Source organism: Leisingera sp. ANG-M6 (assembly GCF_000813905.1).
Classification (GTDB): Bacteria; Pseudomonadota; Alphaproteobacteria; order Rhodobacterales; family Rhodobacteraceae; genus Leisingera.
In genome coordinates, this window is the sequence record NZ_JWLG01000020.1 from 1 (window position 1) to 21,468 (window position 21,468).

General features: G+C 65.7%; 15 protein-coding genes. 6 read left to right on the top strand and 9 right to left on the bottom strand.

Features of this window, described 5'->3' with window-relative positions:
• Together RA24_RS18005 and RA24_RS18010 are read right to left on the bottom strand one after the other, a co-directional pair.
• Positions 1-4,308, bottom strand: a 4,308-nt coding sequence (locus RA24_RS18005; protein WP_039193326.1) for a type I polyketide synthase, incomplete at its 3' end; no start/stop codon positions are given.
• Positions 4,309-4,569: 261 nt separating this feature from the next.
• On the bottom strand, positions 4,570-6,033 hold the full coding sequence (locus RA24_RS18010) for a membrane protein (protein WP_039193328.1): 1,464 nt from the start codon (positions 6,031-6,033) through the stop codon (positions 4,570-4,572).
• Between the two features lie 193 nt (positions 6,034-6,226).
• Between RA24_RS18010 and RA24_RS18015 the strand changes: the two genes are divergently transcribed.
• Positions 6,227-6,979, top strand: coding sequence for a WecB/TagA/CpsF family glycosyltransferase (locus RA24_RS18015; protein ID WP_039174575.1), 753 nt, complete (start codon positions 6,227-6,229; stop codon positions 6,977-6,979).
• Positions 6,980-6,986: 7 nt separating this feature from the next.
• Here the strand turns inward: RA24_RS18015 and RA24_RS18020 are convergent, their stop codons facing one another.
• The 4 genes from RA24_RS18020 to RA24_RS18035 form a co-directional block, all read right to left on the bottom strand.
• Entirely contained in the window at positions 6,987-7,937 is a 951-nt protein-coding gene (locus tag RA24_RS18020; protein ID WP_039193330.1) for a glycosyltransferase, read from the bottom strand.
• Positions 7,934-8,971, bottom strand: a complete 1,038-nt coding sequence (locus tag RA24_RS18025; protein WP_237754605.1) for a glycosyltransferase family 2 protein — start codon at positions 8,969-8,971, stop codon at positions 7,934-7,936. The genes RA24_RS18020 and RA24_RS18025 overlap by 4 nt, the downstream gene beginning before the upstream one ends.
• Before the next feature lie 77 nt (positions 8,972-9,048).
• On the bottom strand, positions 9,049-12,678 hold the full coding sequence (locus tag RA24_RS18030; protein WP_039193332.1) for a translocation/assembly module TamB domain-containing protein: 3,630 nt from the start codon (positions 12,676-12,678) through the stop codon (positions 9,049-9,051).
• Positions 12,675-14,477, bottom strand: coding sequence for an autotransporter assembly complex protein TamA (locus RA24_RS18035; protein ID WP_039193336.1), 1,803 nt, complete (start codon positions 14,475-14,477; stop codon positions 12,675-12,677). The genes RA24_RS18030 and RA24_RS18035 overlap by 4 nt, the downstream gene beginning before the upstream one ends.
• A 472-nt stretch (positions 14,478-14,949) precedes the next feature.
• On the opposite strand from RA24_RS18035, the gene RA24_RS18040 reads away from it, so the two are divergent.
• Positions 14,950-15,216, top strand: a complete 267-nt coding sequence (locus RA24_RS18040; protein WP_019298136.1) for a hypothetical protein — start codon at positions 14,950-14,952, stop codon at positions 15,214-15,216.
• Between the two features lie 66 nt (positions 15,217-15,282).
• The gene (locus RA24_RS18045) at positions 15,283-15,891 is read left to right on the top strand and encodes a hypothetical protein (protein WP_039193338.1); all 609 of its coding nucleotides are present in this window, start codon (positions 15,283-15,285) and stop codon (positions 15,889-15,891) included.
• Positions 15,892-15,947: 56 nt separating this feature from the next.
• Here RA24_RS18045 and RA24_RS18050 read toward each other — a convergent pair whose 3' ends face one another.
• From RA24_RS18050 to RA24_RS18060, 3 genes are all read right to left on the bottom strand, one after another.
• Entirely contained in the window at positions 15,948-16,931 is a 984-nt protein-coding gene (locus RA24_RS18050; RefSeq protein ID WP_039193340.1) for a type I glyceraldehyde-3-phosphate dehydrogenase, read from the bottom strand.
• Between the two features lie 121 nt (positions 16,932-17,052).
• Positions 17,053-17,367 carry a hypothetical protein gene (locus RA24_RS18055; RefSeq protein ID WP_019298133.1) on the bottom strand — a complete coding sequence of 105 codons (315 nt, stop codon included), beginning with the start codon at positions 17,365-17,367 and terminating at the stop codon, positions 17,053-17,055.
• Between the two features lie 80 nt (positions 17,368-17,447).
• Positions 17,448-18,257: an IclR family transcriptional regulator domain-containing protein gene (locus RA24_RS18060; protein ID WP_241480975.1), complete on the bottom strand. Its 810-nt coding sequence runs from the start codon at positions 18,255-18,257 to the stop codon at positions 17,448-17,450.
• Positions 18,258-18,438: 181 nt separating this feature from the next.
• Here RA24_RS18060 and RA24_RS18065 point away from each other — a divergent pair, with 181 nt between their 5' ends.
• From RA24_RS18065 to RA24_RS21830, 3 genes are all read left to right on the top strand, one after another.
• On the top strand, positions 18,439-19,887 hold the full coding sequence (locus RA24_RS18065) for a glutamine synthetase family protein (protein WP_039193343.1): 1,449 nt from the start codon (positions 18,439-18,441) through the stop codon (positions 19,885-19,887).
• 174 nt (positions 19,888-20,061) lie between these two features.
• A complete protein-coding gene (gcvH, locus tag RA24_RS18070) occupies positions 20,062-20,421 on the top strand; it encodes a glycine cleavage system protein GcvH (RefSeq protein ID WP_019298130.1) in 360 nt (119 codons plus the stop codon).
• Positions 20,422-20,476: 55 nt separating this feature from the next.
• Positions 20,477-21,448, top strand: a complete 972-nt coding sequence (locus RA24_RS21830; protein ID WP_193747146.1) for an ankyrin repeat domain-containing protein — start codon at positions 20,477-20,479, stop codon at positions 21,446-21,448.
• The last annotated feature ends 20 nt before the right edge of the window (positions 21,449-21,468 follow it).

Sequence of the window (21,468 nt, forward strand, 5' to 3'; positions counted from 1 at the left end):
GCCGGTGCCGGGCACCAGCGCGGTGCCATCCTTGGTGCGGTGCTCATCCAGCAGCCAGTCCGCGGTTCTGAAGCCGGGGGTGAAGATGCGGTTTCCGGCGGCATCGAAAGCCTGCTGCAGCAGCAGCGGCTGCGGGCAGGGCTCGGGCGTGCTGGCGCCTGCGTTTGCGTTGCGGCCCGCCATGGCGTCAGCGGCCATGCCGGTGTCGGCCCAGACGCCCCAGTCCACCGCGATCACACGGGTCTGCCCGCCTGCGCGGTGCTTGGCCCAGGCGTTGAGGTATTCGTTGGCGGCGATGTAATCCACCTGCCCCGCGGGCCGGGTCACGGTGGAGGTGGAAGAGAACAGCACCATCAGCTCCAGACTGCCGTCCGGGAATACTGCATCCAGCGCCCGCAGCCCACTGACCTTGGGGGCCAGAACCCGGGCGATCTGGTCCTCGTCCTTGGCCAGCAGCGGGCCATCACTGATAACGCCGGCACCGTGGATCACCCCGGTGACGGGGCCAAAGGCAGCTTCGGCCTGCTCCCGCGCTGCACGCAGGTCGCCGCTGTTGCAGACGTCGGCGGCCAGCGGCAGTACTGCACCCTTGCTACCCGCCTCCAGCGCCATCACTGCGCGGATGCGCTGGGCGGTACGGTTGGCCGGGCTGTGGCTGGCCAGATACCGCTCCCAGGTCTCGCGCGGCGGCAGCCCGTCGCGGGAGATCAGCGAGACCTTGGCGGCGTAGCCGCGCATCAGGTGGCCTGCGATGGTCAGGCCGATGCCGCCATAGCCGCCGGTGATCACGTAGTGGCCGCCCTGTTTGAAAGGCGGGGTTTCCGGCGCGGGCAGCGGCTGCGGGCGCCAGCTCAGCTCATAGCGTTTTTCGCCGCGCCAGGCGGCGGTGCTGCTGGCCGGCTCTGCCATCAGCTCTTCCAGCAAGCGGGAGGTGATACCGGCCTGCGCCGGATTGCGGCGGGCAAACAGGCCTTGCGGCGCCTGCGGCAGTTCAATGTCCACAGCCGAGCAGGTCAGCCCCGGCAGCTCGCGCGGGATCACGCCCAGGGGGCCTGCGATCATGGCCTTTTCCGGGTAGGGCAGCGCCTCGCCGCGGACCTGCGCGGCACCGGTGGTAAAGACCGTCAGATGCGCTGGACCGGGCAGATCGGTATTGCCCAGCTCCTGCGCCAGTGCGGTCAGGGAATGGAAGCCCATCTCAAGGTTGCGATCAAAGAAGGAGGAGCCGGGGCGGAAGCTCTCTCGCTCCGTCACCAGCCAGAAATGCGCGATGCGGTCCGGCAGCAGCCCGGCCTCTGCCAGATCAGCCAGCAGCGCGCCATAGGCGGCACGCCCCTGTTCCGGCGGCAGGATATAGGAAGCGGGTGAAAGCTGCGCATAGGTGTCGCCTGCGCGGACGCGCACAACGCTGTGGCCCGCTGCTTCCAGTCTTTCGGCAGCACGGGCCGAGTGGCCTGCCTCGTCCTCGAAAATCAGCCAGTTGTACGGCTCCTGCGCCAGCTCTTGCGCGACATCCAGCGCGCAATCTGCCAGCCGCTGGCGCCAGGCCGGGCGGTAGCCCCATTTGCTCAGATCGTCATGGCGCGCCGGGGTCTGGGCCTCTTCTTCGATTGCCGGTTTGCCGGGCTCGATGAAATAGCGGCTGCGCTGGAAGGCATAGCCGGGCAGGGGCAAGCGGTTGCGGCGCGCGTCGCCCCAAATCTGCGGCCAGTCGGCCTCCACCCCGCAGGCCCAAAGCCGGCCGATGACGCCGAAGAAATAGCTGTCGTCCATCACCTGGTGATCCGGGTGGCGCAGCGTGCTGAGCACTTGGCCCTGTTTCACCGCAGGCGACATCTGCGCCAAGGCGCTGAGGGCCTTGCCGGGGCCGACCTCCAGGAACACCCGGTCCGGGGTCTTGGCAAGGGTTTCGATGCAGTCGGCATAGCGCACGGTATTGCGCAGCTGGCCGACCCAGTAATCGGCGCTGGTGGCCTGTTCCGCGGTCAGGGCAGCGCCGGTGCGGTTCGAAATCACCGGCAGACCGGGTGCCGACAGGGTCAGCTTACGGATGAAATCGCCGTATTCCTGCAGTATGCCGTCCAGCATCCGCGAGTGGGCGGCGATGTCGATGGGGATGCGCTGGTGTTCTACCTCGCGGGCAGTCAGGTCGGCTGACAGCCTGTCCAGCGCCTCCTGCGGGCCGGAAACAGCAGTGAGCGACGGCGCGTTGACGCTGGCGATATCCAGATCATCGCCAATGATGGCCTCAACCTCAGCCAGGGGCAGGGCAATCGACAGCATCCCGCCCGCAGGCACGGTGTCGAACAGCCGTCCGCGCAAGAGGACCAGATCAATGCAGTCCTCAAAGAACATCACGCCGGCCAGGCAGGCAGCGGTGTTCTCGCCCATGGAGTGGCCGACAAGGGCTGCGGGCCTCACGCCCCAGCTGATCCAGAGTTGCGCCAGCGCGTATTCGACGATCATGATCAGCGGCAGCTGCACCGAAGGCTGCTGGAGCTTGGCGTTGGCCGCATCCTCTTCGCCCTCTTCCGGCAGCCAGATCGCGCGGATATCGTAGTCCAGGCTCTGTTGCAGGTGATCCAGTCCGCGGTCCATCCATTCGGCAAAGACAGGCTCGGTCTCATAAAGGTCACGCGCCATGCCCGCGTATTGCGCGCCGCCGCCGGGGAACATGAACACCACCTCGGGGCTGCCGCCCAGCCGGTCGTGGGTGAAGACCTTGCGGGGGTCGTTTTCCTCAATCAGGTCAATGGCTTCGGAGGCGGTCTCTGCCACCAGCACCCGGCGCTTGGCAAAGCCGCGGCGGCCTTCCTTGAGGGTATAGGCCACGTCGGCCAGATCGGCCTCCGGGTTTGCCTTCAGGTACTCTGCAAGGGTTTGCGTATTGGCGTCGAGCGCCGCCTTGGACTGGCCCGAGACGCATAGGATCTGGAACGGGAAGTCGCTTTCCTCGGAGGGCGCGCGCTCCGGCGCTTCCTCCAGGATCACATGCGCATTGGTTCCGCCGACGCCCAAAGAGTTGATGCCGGCGCGCCGCGGCCCCTTATGCGGGGTCCACGGGGTGAGCTCCGCGTTCACGCGAAACGGCGAGGCTTCAAAATCAATCGCCGGGTTCGGGGCTTCAAATCCCAGCGAGGGCGGGATTTCCTTGTGGTGCAGCGCCAGCGCCGTCTTGGTGAGGCTGGCAACACCCGCCGCGGTGTCCAGATGGCCGATGTTGGTCTTGACCGAGCCGATGCGGCAAAAGCCGCTGTCCTGGGTCGTGGCCCGGTAGGCGTCAGTCAGGGCAGAGACTTCGATGGGGTCGCCCAGATAGGTGCCGGTGCCGTGGCATTCCACATAGTCGATGGTGTCCGCCGGGGTGCCCGCGGCCACTAGTGCCTTTTGCACCGCTGCCGACTGGCCGCCGACGGAAGGCGCGAGATAGCCGGCCTTATCCGCGCCGTCGTTGTTGATCGCAGAGCCCTTAATGACAGCCCAGATGTGGTCGCCGTCGGCTATCGCATCCTCCAGCCTCCTCAGCGCCACTGCACCTGCGCCGGAGCCAAACACAGTCCCTTGCGCCCGGTGGTCGAAGGCGTGGCAATGGCCGTCGGGCGACAGGATCTCGTTTTCCTTGTAGAGGTAACCGCGGCCTTGCGGCAGTTCGATGGTAACGCCGCCCGCCAGTGCCATGTCGCAGTCGCCCTCGCGCAGGGCCTTGCAGGCGTAATGAACCGCCACCAGTGAGGTGGAGCAGGCGGTCTGGACGTTGACCGACGGCCCCTTGAGGTCGAATACATGGCTGACACGGGTCGACAGGAAATCCTTGTCGTTGCCGGTATGGCGCAGCAGGAACATGCCCACGTCGTCCACCAGCGCGGGGTTGGAGCAGATGTTGAAATAGAAGTAGCTGCCCATGCCGCAGCCCGCGTAGACGCCGATGGGGCCGCCGATGCTTTCCGGCGGATGGCCTGCGTTTTCCATCGCACCCCAGGCCACCTCCAGGAATTTGCGGTGCTGCGGGTCAAGGATGGCGGCCTCTTTCGGGCTGAATCCGAAGAAGTCCGCATCAAACTCCTCAAACCCCTGCAGCCGTGCGGTGGCAGGCACATAATTCGGATCGGCCAGGACAGAGGCGCGCTCGCCGTTTGCCAGCAGCGTCTCGCGGTCCAGAACCTCAATCGATTCGATGCCAGCGCGCAGGTTCTGCCAGAACGCCTCAGCAGAACCGGCGCCGGGCACAGTTACCGACAGGCCGACAATGGCAATATCACCTGCATTATTCCCGGCGGCGCGCCCCGCTGCGGATGTCCGATCCTGCATCGTCAATACCTGACCCCACTGGCCTTTCGCAAACAGCCCGGCACGCCGCAGCCAATCCGCTTTGCGAAGATGGCAGGGCCCGCCGGACGGGTTTATTTTCGGGTGCCGGGGTTCTCCCCGGCTGCTGTCCCGGCCTGGCGGCTTGGATCCCCATCTGTTCCGCGGGGCCGGGTGAACTCAAATTTACTTTCGTCAATCCATGCGGCTGTCCTATGGACGCATTGTGTCAATTTCGGCCGGAAAAGCGGAAAGATTGCGGCATCACAGGATGCTGCGCCCTTTTGCCCCGGCGGTGTCAGGCATCAGCGCCTGCGCCCCGCCAAATAGTGCGGGTTTCTTCTGGAACAAGCCCGGGTAGAGCAATCTCTCGGCGTAGCCCAGAACCGATCCGGCGCACATCCAGGTGATCGGGATCAGCGTGGCATTCAGCAGCATATCCACCATGGTGGCTGCCAGAATCAGCGCAATCGGGGCTGCATAGGGTGAAACACTGCCCCGGGGCTCCCGGGCCGCGGCACGGGCCAGCAGCAGCAGCGGGGACGCCAGCAGGCCCATCTCGGCGATATAGCCCAACCAGCCGAAAGTGCCGAACACGATGATCCAGCGGCCGTCCGGGATCGACAGGATCTGCCCGGTTTCTTCGTGCCGCACCAGGTTGCGGCCCCAGCCGCCCCAGCCGAACCAGGGCTTTTCGGCGGCGCGCGCCAGCATCTGGGCTTCGTTTTCAAAACGGTAGTTCAGCGAATGTGCCCGTTCGGCGCTGATCGTGCTTGCCTGGGCCACCAATTCCTCTGTTGGCACCAGCCCGGCGTTGCGCAGCATCGGATAGACCACGGCAATCAGCGCCAGCAGCAGGGCCGCCCGCAGCTGCCAGCGCAGCGGCGCCAGTGCCACCACCGGCACAAAGGCCAGCGCATAGGCCAGCGAGGCGAGGCTTTTACACAAAACCAGCACGGCAAACAGGTAGCCTGCGGCCAGCGCCAGCCGGACACGGTCCCCGCCCTTGGTGGCACGGGCAAGCGCGGTGGCCGCCAGCAGCGCCGACAGCATAAAAAACGCCAGCCACAGCGCATGGGGCAGGAACACGATGGGCCTAAAGCCGCCCTGGCGCATCATCTGGCTGAAGTCATGCTGGAAGAATCCGTAGATCCAGACGTTGATCTGCGGGCTGAAGCGGATCTCGATCAGCGACGGAATGGTATAGGCGAGGCCGCCGATCATCAGCGCCAGCAGCAGCTCGCGCTGGGCCTCTGGCGTGGAAAGGTACCGGCGGGCCAGCAGGAAAGGGATCAGCACGATCACCTGATTGATGATCACCGAACCCAGGTCGCGCCAGCGCAGGCCCGGCAGCTGATCGGTCAGGAAGATGATCGGGTCGGAATTGGCGATTTTGCGGAACAGGATCGGCTCGCCATTGGTCAAAACGGTGGGGATGACCCCGAACACAAACAGCAGAACCAGCACCCGCACCGCCGGGTGGCGCGGCAGCAGCGGCACCGGTTTGCGCAGCAGGAAGGCACACAGCACAAAGGCCATCACCGAGGGGATCGCGAACTTGTCCATGTCCGGCACCAGCGGCAGGTCGAACTCGGCCAGCGGCGGCAGCAGAAGATAGCCCGCGATGATGCACCAAAGGATCGCCCGTTCCAGCGGCAGGCGCCGGAACAGGATCAGGCTGGCCAGCGGCCAGGCCAGCAGCATCAGATAGGCCAAAGCGTTGGGCAAAGCCCCGTGCCCCCTCAATTCCCCGGTATTTGCGTCAAACTTTACCCGCTGCGGGCGGCGATGTCGCGCGGATTTGCAATATCGGGTTAACAGGATGCAGCTTTGCCACGGCGCAGGACCGGCTTGCGCATTGGTTCTGGTCTGCCGACGGTGGCGGCGGTATCAGATGGGCGGAAGTGAACCGGGGACGCCCATGTTTTTTGAAATCCACGGCCGCCGGGTTGCGGTGAACATTCCTGCGCGTGCGATGCTAGAGGCAGAAATTCTCGCCCGTTTCAAGGCGGGCCAAGGCTTTGCGCTGGCAACGGTGAACCTGGATCACCTGGTCAAGATGGAGGCGTCGGAGACGTTCTTGTCAGCCTATCAGGCGCAGGATCTGGTGGTGGCGGACGGGCGCCCCATCGTCTGGCTGTCCCGCCTTGCCCGCCGCCCGGTGGCTCTGATGCCAGGCTCCGACATGGTGGTGCCGCTCTGCCGCCTGGCGGCTGAGGCCAAGGTGCCGGTGGTGCTGGCGGGCAGCACGGAAGAGGCGTTGCAGGACGCTGAAAATGCGCTGACGGAGGCGGTGCCGGGGCTGCAGGTGGCCTGGACCCACGCCCCTTCCGGCCGCTTCGATCCGGAAGGGGAGGAGGCAGATCAGATCCTGCACCGGCTGGATGAAACCGGCCCCTGCCTGTGTTTCCTGGCGCTGGGTGCGCCCAAGCAGGAGCGGTTTGCCCAGCGCGGCCGCAAACTGTCGCCCGCGGCAGGCTTCGCCTCTGTCGGTGCCGGGCTGGACTTCCTTGGCGGCCATCAGAAACGCGCGCCCGCCTGGGTCCGCGCCATGGCGATGGAATGGCTTTGGCGGGCACTGTCGAGCCCCACGCGGCTGCTGCCGCGTTATGCCAAATGCCTGGCAATTCTGCCCGGGCTGACACTTAAGGCCTGTCGCATCCGGGCGCGCTGACGGCGGGCTACTTGTATTCTAGTATGCCGCGCGCAGAACCGCGCCAGCGGCGCCAGTAAAACTCCAGCGCGCCCGCAGCCTCAGCGAATTTTCCGAGCACCGAAAACAGAGCCTGTTCAAACCCCATGCGGCGGGACAGGCGCAGCACCTGGGCGGGGTAGATCAGTGCCGCCAGCAGCAGAGCAGGGCGGAGCAGCCCGGCCATCACGATGGCTGCTGGCAGGATGGCGCCCCACAGGAGGGCGCGACGGGTCTCTGCTACCCAGTGGTGCTCCGGCCCGGCGCCATGCAATGCGGCGCCTTCGGCAAAGGCATGGCCTGCGCGGCGGCTGCGGTTCCACCATTGCCCAAACCGCAGCATCTGCGCATCATGCAGGGTCATCTCAGCGTCCAGCCGCCAGACCTGCCAGCCCGCCCGGCGCAGCCGCAGGCACAGTTCCGGCTCCTCGCCGGCGATCAGCCCATCGCGGTAGCCGCCCGCGGTATAGACCGCCGCCACCCGCATCAGCGCGTCGCCACCGCAGGCCTTAGCCTCGCCAACGGGCGTGTCCCATTCCGCATCGCACAGCCGGTTGTAGACGGACATCTCCGGGAACCGCTCCCGTCGCCGTCCACAGGCCACCGCTGCCTTGGGATTTGCCTGCATGAAATCCGCGGCGGTGGCGATCCAGTCCGGGTTCACCTCGCAATCGCCATCCACGAATTGCACAAACTCGATCCCGGTCTCCAGCACCGCCAGCCCGGCGTTGCGGGCGCGGGCGGCGGTGAAGGGCTGGCTGAGGTCCAGGGCCACCACTTCCGCACCCATATCCCGCGCGGCAGCTGCGGACCCATCCGTGGAGCCGCTGTCGACATAGATCAGCTGCTGCACCTGGCCTCGCAGGGATTGCAAGCAGCGGATCAGCCGCTCTCCTTCGTTGCGGCCGATGACAACCGCGGCGATGGCGGCCGCGCTCATGCGGCCTCTCCGGCAAGAAAAGCCCGGTACGCGGGCGAGCTGCGCAGGAAGCCCCGGCGCTGCAGCTCTGAAATCCCCGCGCCCTCTACCGCGTCCGAAGACCACAGGCTCAGGTCCGGCTGCGTCTGCATTGCGCTGCTGCGCTGGCGGTCCTCGCCGTGTTCCGACACGGCCTCCGCCTGGCTCTGCAGATCCCGCGCCAGACTGTCGCCGGCAAATTTGTAGTGGCGGATCAGGCCTTCCAGATCTGCCACCCGCACACCTGACGAGGCATGCGGATGCGCTGCTGCCTGGACGCCAGGCCCGTTGAACACCAGCGGGTGCTTGCTGAGGCAGCAGTTTTCGCCAAACACCTTGCCGCGCACACCGCCGAACAGCATCTGCGCGCCGCCGGGCGGCAGGGTGTTCTGGCGCAGGTAATAGGCAAAGCCGGTGTCGCCGGAGGTATAATCCACCGCCCGCACCGTGCTGATGTCAGAATACCGGAAGCTCTGCACCGCTTCGGCGTAAGACAGTCCGCGCGCCGCGGACAGCGGGCCTTTGGGGAACATTTCCAGCATTTCGGCCTGCAGAGCCGTGTACCCTTGCTGCGCCAGGTAGCGGGTCAGCCCGGCCAGCCCGGCGGTTTCGCTGCCTTCGAAATCGAACAGCTCATCCATGTCGGCAAACAGGCACCAGCGATCCTGGCCATAGCGTTCCGCTGCATAGGCGCGAAAGGTGTTTTCAAACTCCAGCCAGGGCAGGGGGGACTGCAGCACCGCAGTATCCGGCTCCTGCCGGATCCGTTCGATTGTGCCGTCAGCAGAGCCGTTGTCAAAAAAAACAAACGCCGAGACACCAAGCCGCCGGTAGTGATCAAAGAACACATCCAGGTAATAGGCGCCGTCGCGCACGAGGGCGATCAGAACCACCTGGTCCGGCGCAGCAAAACACCCCGCCGGCCCGTGCAGATGGCGCAGCGAGGCGCGGAATCTGACCCGGTGTGCCATGCGGCTGGCGCGGTCCGCCAGTTTCTGGGTGAGTGTTCTTCCCACAGCGTCCCCAATCTGCGGTTGCCCGGAATTCTGCTTGCAGCTTGCCGGCATATTCCCTCCGCTGCAAGCCCTGCCTGTCAGTAGTCCCGTTTGAAGAAAAGGCCGACGCCGGTTTCCCCTTCGCTGTCCACAGTGCCTTGAACCGTCAGGCTTTTGGTGACGTCCAGGTTGATGCTCAGTTCACTGTCGCCCTGGGTGTTGACGTTGAAATCAGTATAGACGTTCTCCGCCACATAGCCGCCCAGCCCCAGCTGTCCTGCGCCCAGGTTGTCGGTGCCGATGTCGACGTCATCCGCTCCGGTGGCTTGCCGTACCTTGCTCTGGGCGCCGCCGCCGCGCCCGCTGAGGGTCAGGGCAGAGCCCGCCAGCCGCGCCAGCGCCAGCGGTGAAATATCTCCGATGTTGTCGCCGAACAGCAGCAGTGCCAAGGCCTCTTCACTGGGGCGGGGCGGGTCGGAGGTCACCTTGATCTCCGGCGCGTCGACCCGGCCGGAAATTTCCAGCGTCGCGGTGCCCTGTTCGGTGGCGGCGGTGGATTTGAACTCCAGATAGGGTTTCAGGTCGCCCAAGAGGGTAATGCGGCCCTCGTCCAGCTCCAGCCGCCGGCCGAGAACATCGAAGGTGCCGCGGATCAGGCTGATCTGGCCGGAGGGCGAGGGCCGCGCGGTGGTGCCGCGCAGGTGGATTTGGCCGCCCAGTTCCGAGCGCAACCCGCGGCCGCGGGCAAAGATCCGCGATGGGGCGCTGATCATGATGTCCAGGTCTGTTCTGCCGGAGCCGCCCGCCCCGCTGCTGCCGCTGCCGGTCAGCCCTGCGCGGGCAAGGGTCCGGCGCACCTCTTGCGGTGCGCCCACATGACGGATCGGCGGGATCGGCGCAGAGGATACGGAGCCGCCTGCGGTATTCAGGTTGATGCTGGTCTCGCCCACGTTGATCTGGCCTGCAATCCGGTTGCTGCCCGCCATGGCGCCGGACATCGCCAGGCTGCCGTTCAGCAGGGACTCATAGGACAGGTGGTCTGTCACAACCACGTCGCCAATCGCGATCTGCAGGTTGCCGTCGAATGGCGGCAGCAGCCCGACCGGGCCGCTGATCTGTACCGTGCCGCCGTCGCGCGGGCGGGCCGAGACTTGCACTTGCGCATTGGAGCGGGCAATGGAGACCGTGGCGTTGATATCGTCCACCCGCTGCGCCGCGGCCGGGATGGCAAGCGACGCGCTTGGCACGGAGATGGTGCCGCTGACCCCGTCCAGCGCCGGAACCCCGCGCAGCGCCATGTCGAAATTCGCAGGCCCTTGCACGAGGTTGGGAGAGATGAATGGGTTCAGGCCTTCCAGCCGCAGGGTGCCCTTGGCGGTCACATCGGCAGTGCCCTTCGCCTCGTTCCAGCTGCCCTCGATGCGGCTGTCGATGTCGGCCGGGCCGCTGGCGGTGCTGTCTACGGTCCAGGTGCCGTCGCGCCGGGTTGCGTTGCCAGTGGCGGCCAGCCGGCCGGGCAGGTCTGGCACCAGCCGCTGCAGCTCAGCCATCACCGCGTCGAACTTCAGATCGGTGCTGCCGTTGCTTTCCGTGAAGCGGGCTTCGGTCTCTACCGAAATACCCGCAGGCCCTTCGGCTTGGACGGTTGCCTGCCATTCGCCGCTGCGCCGTTCCGCCATTCCTTCGGCGCTGAGCCGGCCCGCGAGCTGCGGCACAAAGCGTTCCAGCTCGTTCCAGGCTGCCGCAAAGGTGAAATCAGCGTCCCCCTCAAGCGTCACCGACCCGTCCAGCTTGGCGCTGGAGGTATGCGGCCCCTTCAGCTCCGCCACGCCGCTGAAGGTATCGCCGGTGCGGCTGAGGGTGGTTGCCAGCTCCAGCGTGCCGGGCGCTTGCGGTACCAGAACCTCCAGCCGGTTCAGACGGGCCGTGATGTCCAGCTGGCCGGACTGGTTGCTGAGCGTGCCTGCCGCAGCGGCTTCCAGCGCGCTGCCAGCCAGGGCAAAACGGTCGATGGCAATGCCGTTTTCATCCCGCGCCGCCTTAAGGGCGACGGTGGTGGTGCCTGCCAGCAGCTCATCCGCCTGGGCGATGCCCGCTGACAAGTCCTGCGCCTGCACTGAAAGATCGGTGTCGAACCCGCCGGTCAGCGGGATGAAGGATCCCTTGACCACGGCCTGAACCGCACCGCCCAGCGGGCGGCCCGCCAGCTCGGAAAAACGGCCAAGATCCGCAGCACCCGCCGTCAGGTCTGCGGTGACTTTCAACCCCTCTTCCAGACCATCAAAGGCGACATCGCCTGCGGCCTGGTAGTCGCTGCCGCGCAGCTCCATATCCGTGATATGCAGCGCACCGGGGCCGTCAGTGCTGAGCGTGCCTTCAAAGCGGATTTCGTTGCCGGTCGCTTTGGCCAATGCCGGGTCGCGCGGCTGGAAGCCGCTGAGGCCGGCCGTCAGACGGCCTTCCAGCGCAAAGCCGCTGCTCTGATCCAAGGTGCCGCGGCCCAGAATTTCGGCGGTATCCACCAGCGCGCCTGGATGGCTCAGCTGATTGAGCACCCCGTCCAGCACCCAGCGGCCTTCGAGCGTCTTCTGCAGCTGCAGGTCGGCCTTGGCCAGCGTGGTCTGGCCGTCGCTGGTTGGCAGCGTGACCGCAGCCTGGCCTGCGGGCGGGGAGATCGCGGTCTTCAGGTTGGCGGTGGCCAGCTTGCCGCCCGCATCCAGCGCTGCGGCGCCGGTGATCCGAAGGGCATTGGTGTGCAGGACCAGCGTATCCAGCGTTACGGCGCCGCTGCCCTCGCGCAGGCCTTTGACGTTCAGGCGCAGGCCGGGGCCGAAGAACGGGCGGTGCACCGGCGGCAGCAGCACGTCGATATTGCCGCCCAGGTCGGCAGAAAACCCGATGTCGCGCGGGGTTTCGGGGGCGGCATCCTCAGGCAAGGGGCGGGCCGCCAGCACCACCTGGCCGCCAAGGCGTTCGGTGCCATTGGTGCTGAAGGCGATATCCGCGGTGAAATCCGTGACCGGCCCGGTGCCCTTGGCGGTCAGCTGCAAGTCGGGGTTGCCCGGCAGATTCAGCCCGCGCGAGATCAGCCCGCCCGCGGCCTCATCCACCGAAAGGTCCAGGGAAATCTGCTGGGTTTCATTAGCATATCCGGCTTCCAGCCGGATGTGGTCGCCGGGCTTGTCCAGCCGTGCGGCCTCCAGCTTGGTGTCCAGCGCGCCGTCCGCCAGTTTCAGCGTGCCTTCGACCCGCAGGCTGGCGGCTGTTCCGGTCAGGTCCTCGCCCAGCTCAATCCGGGCCGCCTTGATCTGGCCCAGTTCGATGGCCACCGGCAATTCCGGCAGTGCAAAGGGCGTGGTCTCTGCCTCCGGCAGCTCCGGGTCCGGCGGCAGCGGCTCCGGTGCGCGCTCCACTGCAATGCGCTCCGCCGAAAGCTCATTGACCGAGAACCGCCCGCGCAGCAAATCCAGCCGGTTCCAGTCCAGCACCGCACCCTCGACGGTCAGCCAGATGCCTTTCTCGTCGGCTACGGTGATCTTCTTGATCTTGGCTTCAGAGGAAAATGCGCCTTCCAGCCCCGACACGCTGATATAGCGGCTGTCGCCGGACAGGGTGTCCTCCAGGAAATCGACCAGCAGCCCGCCGGCGTCTTCCTCGGTGGTTTCCTGCGCCGCAGCAGGCAGCGCCGTCAGGCCCAGTGCGAGCGTATAGCCAAGAACCTGTCTCAAAACGCCTGTCCTATCCCGATATAGAATTGCAGCCCGTCCTCGGACCCGCCGTCCACCGGATAGGCAAGGTCGAGCCGGATCGGGCCGATCCCGGCCACATCATAGCGCACACCGATGCCCGCGCCTGCATGGCGTGCTGATGAACCGGAAACGAAACTGTCCGCATCGACAAAGCCGAGGTCGTAGAAACCGACCAGCGAGATCTTGTCAGTGACCTTGCCGCGAACTTCGGCAGACAGGGCGGCAAAGCTGCGCCCGCCCGCGGTGCCGCCATTCGCTGGCACGCCCAGCGACTGGTATTCATGCCCGCGCACGGTGCCCGCACCGCCAGAGAAGAACAGCAGCGTGGGGGAGACCTCACTCAGTGAAGGGCCCACCACGGACCCCAGCTGCAAGCGGCCTGCCAGCACGATCCGGTCGTCAGCGCCCAATCCATAATAGGCGCGCCCGTCGCCTTTCATCTGCAAGCCGGACTTGCTGCCGCCAAAACCGATGAAAGGTGTGGCAGTCCCTTGCAGGAAATAGCCGTCGGTGGGGTTCACCCGGCTGTCGCGGGCGTCATATTCGGCCCGGAACCTGCCTGCCACGTATTTGAACCTGCGTTTGCCGAACACGTCCTCAGCCAGGGTGGAGGACACGCCCAGCGCGGCTTCAGCATAAAACGTCTCCGAAAACGTCCGCCGCGCGCCGATGGCGCCATAGACGCGGGTGGCGGTGTAATGCTCTTCGTCCAGCCGCTCGGCTTCTGCCAGGTAGAAGATCAGGTCGTCCGGCCCCAGTTTCGCGGGCCGGTCCAGCCGCACCGCGACGCGGCCGTCGATGTCGTTGCTGCTGCCGATGCCGCTGATGCGCGCTTCGATCCGCAGCTTCTCGGCGTTGCCGAACAGGTTGCGGTGCATCCAGCTGCCCGACAGCTCCAGTCCGTCGGAGGAGCTGACTTCGGCGCCAAAGGTCAGGCGGCGCTGTGGTAAGTCTTCCACCTGCGCCACAAAGTCCAGCGTGCCGTCCGGGTTTGGCTGCTCCGCTTCGCGCAGGACCACGCTGGAAAACGTGCCGGTGCGGCGCAGCCTTGTGGCGGACTTGGAGATCAGATCGGGGTGGAACTCCTCCCCCGCCGGGAAACCCGCAATGCGGCGGATCGCATCCTGGCTCACGGCTGTGTCGCCGGTGATCCGCATCTGCCCGAACCGCAGCTTTGGTCCCGGCGCCAGCCGCAGCTGGGCATCCAGCCGCGCCTGCAGGTGGTTGGCGGTGATGTTCTGCTCCGCCACATCCGCCTTGGCATGGCCGCTGCGGCGCCACGCCCGGACGCCGGCAATGGCCGCATCGCGGATCACCCCGGTGCCGGCGGGCTTGCCGGAGGCAAAGCCCTCGGGGATCTCCACATCGCTGTTCTGCGGGAACGGTGCCAGCTCCGCCTTGCCAAAGGCAAACTGCGGGCCGGGTCTCACGGTGATTTCCACCGTTTTTACGCTCCTTGGCGGGTTCAATGGCTGGATCTGCGCCGCTTCACGTCCGTCCAGGCGGATGCTTACCACCGGCGAGAAATGCCCGGCATCATACAGGACCTGCACCAGCGTGCGGTAATCTGACAGCGCCGCCGCCAGCAGTTCCTGCACATTGGTTTCGCCGCTGGCCGCGACCGAGGCGGAGGAGCCGCGCAATTTTTCCGTCAGGGCCTGATCTGCACCGGGCGCCTGCAGCGTTGCTTCGGCGGCGCTGGCCTGCAGCGGCAGCAGGGTCTGAAGGCTGAAGGCTAAAGCGCACGCCAAGGGGCGGGGGCGGAAAGGAAAATTCATGTCTGCTCCGGCAGCGGGCGTAAAAATCCGCCTGGACCCGAACAGGGGCACAGGCGCCTTGAAGATGAGCCTAGCACGGGAAAATTGCCGGATGGAACCGGCAAAGCGGCGGCAATCCGCCGGCCCCGCGCGATGGCGGATTGCCGCGCATTGCCCCGTGTTGCCGGCCTGGCGGGCAATGAGGATTGGCAAGCCAAAGGAGGTGTGTGATAGATTAAACCAGCTCCGGCGGGCAGGCCCGCCGGAGCTGTCACTGTTTAACAAAGAACAAAAGTAACGTCAGGCGCAGCCACCACTCACAAAGCAGCCAGCCTGACTGGAATGATACCACGCATGATTTTACTGTCCATATAATTGTCAGTTTGATAAAGTTGCGTGGTATCATTTCTCCCGGGACAGGCCGGGATGCAGGTGTTGAGGACCCAGGAGAGCGGTTTTGGACCGGTTAAGACCAATATTCGAACTTCGCGACATGCTTCACCAGATGGAGCGTGACCTTGGACTGGACAGCCTGAGCCGGTCGGAACGCGATGTGCTGCTGGCGGCAAATGCGCTGACAAGGACGCCGGGTGAGCCGGTACAATCCGAACAGATCCGCAATCACCGGCTGGTCCAGGGGCTGGCCCAGGCCACATTCCACCGCACGCTGAAATCGCTGCTCGAGCTGGGACTGATCAAACGGGCCGGCGGCAGCAAGGCCAAGCACTATGTGGTGAGCTTCGATTCTGCGGCAAAGTGACGGCGCTGCGTCATTCATACATTCCACGGATTGCAGGTTTCTCCGCTCCTGTCTAAAGGGAGCGGCATGAGACGAGTTTTTCAGCTGTTTGCTGGCCTTCAAAGTTTTGCGGTGATCACGGCCGCCTATGTTATCTGCCACGGGCTGACCGCCTGGGTGGTCACACCTGTGCAGGGTCTTTTCCTGCCGGAGGTGACGGTCTTTGCCAGCCTGGTCTACCTGCCGCACGGGGTGCGGGTGCTGGCGGTCTGGCTGCTGGGCTGGCGGGCGGTTCTGCCGCTGGCCGCAGGCGCTTTCCTCTCTGAATTGATATTCACCGACGCCGGTGTGCGGCAGGTTATGGAATCAGTGCTGCTGCAATCCATCGCTGTCAGTGCGGTTTCAGCCTTTGCGGCTTTTGAAATTGCCAGGATGTTCGGGTGGAACCTGTACGCCGGCCAGCAGCGGCGGATTGCCTGGACCAGCCTACTGGCGGTGGGCGCACTGGCTTCCCTGATCAATTCATCGGGGCAGTCGGTGGTGTTTTCCGGCCTGATTTTCCCCGAAGACCAGCTTCCGGTGATGGCGGTCTATGCCGCCGGCGACCTGATCGGCCTGGCCGTCTGCATGCTGGCGCTGACGCTGATCTTCCGCTGGTTCCGCCTGGCGGGCAAACGGCGCTGCCCGCAGGAATAGCAAAGCCCGCCGGCGGCGGGCTTGCAAAAAAATGGGGCAGTACAAAGCGCCGGGAGTTACCCGGCCATAAGCCGCGCCACATCCAGCATCCGCGCCGAAAAGCCCCATTCATTGTCATACCAGCCGAACACCCGCACCTGGGCGTCCCCGGCCATGCGGGTTTCCGGCCCGGCAATCACCAGCGATTCCGGCCGCGCCCTGAGGTCGGAGGACACCAGCGGCATATCGGTCCAGCCCAGCACCTTTGACGCGGCAACGCCCTCGCGCAGTGCAGCAGTGAACTCTGCCTCGTTCATCGGGGTTTTCAGATGTGCGACCAGATCAATGGCAGACACGCTGGCCGTCGGCACCCGCACTGCCGCGCCGCTCACACGGCCTTTCAGATGCGGCAGCACTTCGTCGATCAAATGCATGGCAGAGGTGGTGGTCGGCACCATCGACTGCGCACCGCCGCGCGAGCGCGCGAAATCGCCGCGCGGCGCGTCCACCATCGGCTGCGAGTTGGTGTAGCAATGGATTGTGGTCATATGCGCGGTGTCGATCCCGGCGATCCCGTCCAGCAGCTTGACCAGCGGCGTCAGTCCGTTGGTGGTGCAGGAGGCATTGGAGACGATCCGCGCATCGCCCAGCGTCTCCTCGTTTGCACCCAGCACCACGGTCAGCTCCGCCGCGGGGGAGGGGCCGGAGATCAGCACCTTGGCGGCGCCGGCTTTCAGCCCGCGCTCCGCCACGTCCGACGTTCGTGCAATGCCGGTGCATTCCAGGACCAGATCGACACCGCTCAGGTCAACTTTGGTCAGGTCGGGCTCATGGCTCACCGGAATACTGCGCCCCATCACCTGCAGCGCATCGCCGCCATGCTCCACCGGGTGGGCAAAGGGGCCAAAGGTACTGTCGTACTGAAACAGATAGGCGCACATGTCCAAGGGCGCGATATCATTGATCCGCACAACCTCGATGCCGTCTCCGCGCGAGGGGGTCAGAATCTGGCGCAGGATGGCGCGGCCGATGCGGCCGAATCCGTTGATAGCAAGTTTCATGCGCAATCTATGGCAGGCGCTCCGGCACCGCTCAATCCATGGGCTCCCGGAAAATGATCACATTTCCCAAGAGGATGTTTCAGAAAAACGCTGCTAAACCGCACAAGCGTCAGGGGAGTGCCTATTTGCGGCAGATCACCTGGGCGTAATAGGTGCCGGTGATGTTGCGCACCATCGTGTCCAAGTTGACGCTGCAGCCGGTGGCGGTGCGAATGGCCCGGACCGCCTGGCGCGCGGTCAGCACCGCGGGCGGACGGAAGGCCAGATGCTCCCGGTTGGTGCGGGTGGCGCTGTAGCGGCCCGGGGCGTCTTCCACCGGGGCCACCACCCAATCGCGGCCCAGCACGGTGACCTGCTTGCCTTCCACGCCCTTGGCGCCTGCAGCCGGGGCCAGCGCGGCGCAGAGGGCCGCTGCCAATGCAGTCTGTTTCATCATCGAAATGCTCCTGCGGAAATCACTGGCCTCAGCCTAACGCAGGGCAGGGGCTTTGCAAGGTGCTGCTTAGGGTCAGGACCCTAAAGGTGATCCACCGCTTCCGCCTGGCGCAGCTCTGCCGCGCACAGCTGCAGCCCGCGCAGCAGCCGCTCGGCATCCGCCTCCGGCTGCGATCCCCGCGGGGCGGAGCACCCGGCCACAATCGGCGTCTGGCCGGGCCGCGACACCGGAACGGCATAGCCGGTGATCCCGGCCTCGAACTCGCTGTCCGTCAGGCAGTAGCCTTGTTCCCGCGCCTGTGCGACGCATTGCAGAATGGTGCCGGGATCGGTCAGCGACTGGCTGGTATGGCGCGGGATTTCCGCCGCTGCCAGCACCGATGCGGCCTCCTCCTCCGGCAGCCCGGCCAGCAGCATCCGCCCCAGGCTGGTATGGGCCAGCGGAATATGCGAGCCGGCGGTGAAGCCATAGGTGATATGGCCGTGCTCGACAGTGGATTGCGCCAGCAGCAGCACCCGGCCCTGATCCAGCATCGCCAGCGTCACCTCGATCTGCATCTGCCGGGCATGGCGGTTCAGAACCGGCTGCACCCGGCGGCCGAACTGATTGGCCTGCAAAAAGCCGCCCGCCAGCGCCAGCACCCGCGGGGTCAAGGACAGCATCCGACCGTCCTGGCGCAGATAGCCCGCCTGCACCAGCGTCAGCGCGCCCCTGCGGGCGGTGGCGCGGTCCTGGCCGCTGCGCCGGGCAATCTCTGCCAGGGTCATGCTGGGAGTCTCTGCGTCAAACACCGCCAGAACCGCCAGCCCCTTGGCAAAGCTCGACGAAATATTCCTGTCCTGATCTGCCGCTGTCATTACCTGGCCGTCCCGTTCTGATCCTGTAGTCACCGCTGGCTGCAGCAGTTTTGTGCGAATGCTGGCAACAATGTTCGCTTTGCGAACGCTGTCAAGGCGCAAAACCTCCGCAATATCCAGATTGCGCAACGGGTTGCGGCAAATCCCGCCGCCGGCTGGACGTGCAGGTGTTTCCGGTGCAATTTCAATTAGCTCCACACCCGAGAGGCCGCCCATGGCACAAGATTTCACATCCGGCAAACTGGCCCGCCTGGGGCTGCTGTCACCTGAGGACTGCCGGAAGGCGGCGGAAATCACCTCCCGCGCGCAGTTTGACGGGATCGAGACGGTTCGGGTGCTGTTCCCCGACCAGCACGGGCTGCTGCGCGGCAAGACGGTGATGGCGGAAGGTTTTGCTTCCGTCTTTGACCGCGGCCTCAATGTGCCCGCAACCCTGCTGCTCAAGGACACCTCGCACCGCACCGCCTTCCCGGTGTGGGAGGAGGGCGCCGATCTGGCCGGCCCGATGCAGGGGGCAGGCGACGTGCTGCTGGTGCCGCGCCCGGAGACCTGGCGCGCGCTGCCCTGGTCCGGCCATTCCGCCTGGATCTTCTGCACACCGGTCTACCCGGACGGCCGGCCCATCCCCTTTGCCCCCTGCGCGGTGCTGCAGCAGCAGGTGGAGATGCTGGCGGGGCAAGGCATGGCCGCCACCTTCGGGCTGGAGGTGGAGTTCCACCTGTTTGAGCTGGCAGACAAGGCGGACGCTCATGCCCAGGCCACCCGCCCCGGCGCCCCGGTGCAGACCCGCAACCTGATGCAGGGCTACCAGTATCTGACCGAAACCCGCTATGGCGAGGTGGAGGGCATCCTCGACCTGTTGCGCCGCAACGCCCAGAAACTGGGCCTGCCGGTGCGCTCGGTGGAAGTCGAGATGGGCCCCAGCCAGGTTGAGTTCACCTTTGCCCCCGACGGCGCCATGGCGCAGGCCGACGCGATGGTGATGTTCCGCACCATGGTCAAGGAGGTCTGCGCCCGGAACGGCCTGCACGCCAGCTTCATGGCCAAGCCGCGGCTGGACAATGCCATGGCCAACGGCTGGCATGTGCATCAGTCGCTGCAGGATCTGGCCACGGGCCGCAACCTGTTCATGCCGGAAACCGCCGGGATGCTCAGCCCGCCCGCCAGCGCCTGGATGGCTGGCCTGCTGAGGTACGCGTCCGAGACCTCCTTGCTGATCGCCCCCACGGTGAACAGCTACAAACGCTACCTGCCGTTCCAGCTGGCCCCCAGCCGCATCGGCTGGGGCGAGGACAACCGCGGTGCCATGCTGCGCGCGCTGATGCAGCCCCGCGACCCCGCCAGCCGGATCGAGAACCGCGCCCCCGACAGCACCGCCAACCCCTATTACGCGCTGGCCGCCCAGGTCATCGCAGGTGCTGCCGGCATCCGGGAGGGGCTGGAGGCCCCGAAACCCACCTTGTCGCCCTACAGCGAAGACGCTGACCGCCTGCCGCGCTCGCTGGGCCAGGCGCTGGACGGGTTCGCAAACTCCACGCTTTGCCGCGAGGCGCTGGGCGCGGACACTGCTGACTATCTGCTGCAGCTCAAGACCTTTGAGTGGGAACGCTACCTCGATACCGTCAGCGAATGGGAGCAGGCGGAGTATTTCAACCTGTTCTGACCGGTGGCAGGGCAGCAAATTCTCCATCTCCGGGTGAATTGCCGTCTTGATCGCCCGGCCCCCCCGTTGATACCGTATACCCGCGTATGCGAGGGGCTCCCTTGCCATGTGCGGCGCCATTTCCGGCGGCCAGAGACATTGAAAACCCACGCCTCTTCGAAGGAACACATCCCCATGAAATACACCGAGGAACACGAGTGGCTGCTGCCCGAGGGCGACCTGATCACCGTCGGCATCACCGCCCACGCTGCCGAGCAGCTGGGCGAAGTGGTCTATGTCGAGCTGCCCGAGCCGGGCACCGAAGTCTCCAAGGATGACGAGATCGTGGTGATTGAATCGGTCAAGGCCGCCTCCGACATTCTCGCCCCGCTGGACGGCGAGATCGTCGAGGTGAACGAGGCGCTGGCCGACAACCCCGGCAAAGTGAACGAGGACGCCGAGGGCGACGCCTGGTTCTTCAAGATCAAGCCGTCGGACCTGTCGCCGATGGACGATTATATGGATGAGGCCGGGTATAAGGATTTCATCAGTTGATCCGGCTGCGGCCCCGCTCGGGGCCGCCACACAATTTCCCAGCGGCGCAGGGCCTGTGCCGGCGCGTTTTGGCGTGATGCACCCGCCATGTTACACTGCGTCCGTCAGACATTCTGAAGGAGGACGCAAGATGCCGCTGCGTTTCTTCCGGCCAGCCCGCCTGCTTTTGCTGCTTGTTCTTCTTCCCGGCGCAGCTGTGGCTCAAAATTTGGTCCCCTTAGCCGCTTCGGGCGATATGCCGGCCTTGAAGGCGGCCTTGCCCCAGGGCTCCAGCCCTGACCCGGAAACGCTGGCCAGGCCGCTCTACTTCGCAGCCCAGCGCGGGCAGGAGGAGGCGGTGCGCTACCTGCTGTCTGCGGGCGCTTTGCCTGACACCGCAACAGAATTCGGCACGGCGCTCGGCATTGCCGCCCGAAACAATCACACCGGCATCGTCTCAATCCTGCTGGAGGCTGGCGCCGACCCGAACCTGCCGGGCGGTGAAGACTTGCTGATGCCGCTGCATCAGGCTGCTGAGCGAGGAGCAATCGAGGCGGCCCGCCTGCTGCTTGACCACGGCGCCGATGTGAATGCGGCGGCGGTGCGCTTCGGGTGGCCCGCCCTGCACTATGCCCAGCGGAAGGGCCGGACTGAGATGGTCGCGTTCCTGCGGGAAATGGGGGCCGGCCCGGCACCGGTCGCGCCCCTGCAGCCCGGGGAGCTAGCAGCAGCCGACCCCGAGGAAGGACGCATTCTGGCATTTGAATGCGGGGGGTGCCACGGTCTGAAACCCGGTGAAATCAATACAGGGCAGCACCCTGGCCCTAGCCTTGCAGGAGTCGTTGGCCGGGCCAAGGCATCGGTCGAAGGGTTCCCGTATTCCGGGGAGATGAAAGCGCAGACAGGGCAATGGACGCCCGACGAGCTAAATGTTTTCCTTGCCGATCCGTTCAATGCCGTTCCCGGAACAGACATGACCCGCGGCAGCCAGCCGGACCGCGCCGCGCGGGTTGCCATCATCGCCTATCTATCGAGTCTTGCGTACTAGCAGGTGCATTGCGCAGGGCA

Bases quoted from the DNA above. Each gene is read 5' to 3' on its own strand.
- RA24_RS18015 (WP_039174575.1), top strand. From the start codon at position 6,227: ATGTTTTTTGAAATCCACGGCCGCCGGGTTGCGGTGAACATTCCTGCG.
- RA24_RS18020 (WP_039193330.1), bottom strand. From the start codon at position 7,937: ATGAGCGCGGCCGCCATCGCCGCGGTTGTCATCGGCCGCAACGAAGGA.
- RA24_RS18035 (WP_039193336.1), bottom strand. From the start codon at position 14,477: ATGAATTTTCCTTTCCGCCCCCGCCCCTTGGCGTGCGCTTTAGCCTTC.
- RA24_RS18040 (WP_019298136.1), top strand. From the start codon at position 14,950: ATGCTTCACCAGATGGAGCGTGACCTTGGACTGGACAGCCTGAGCCGG.
- RA24_RS18045 (WP_039193338.1), top strand. From the start codon at position 15,283: ATGAGACGAGTTTTTCAGCTGTTTGCTGGCCTTCAAAGTTTTGCGGTG.
- RA24_RS18050 (WP_039193340.1), bottom strand. From the start codon at position 16,931: ATGAAACTTGCTATCAACGGATTCGGCCGCATCGGCCGCGCCATCCTG.
- RA24_RS18055 (WP_019298133.1), bottom strand. From the start codon at position 17,367: ATGATGAAACAGACTGCATTGGCAGCGGCCCTCTGCGCCGCGCTGGCC.
- RA24_RS18065 (WP_039193343.1), top strand. From the start codon at position 18,439: ATGGCACAAGATTTCACATCCGGCAAACTGGCCCGCCTGGGGCTGCTG.
- gcvH (WP_019298130.1), top strand. From the start codon at position 20,062: ATGAAATACACCGAGGAACACGAGTGGCTGCTGCCCGAGGGCGACCTG.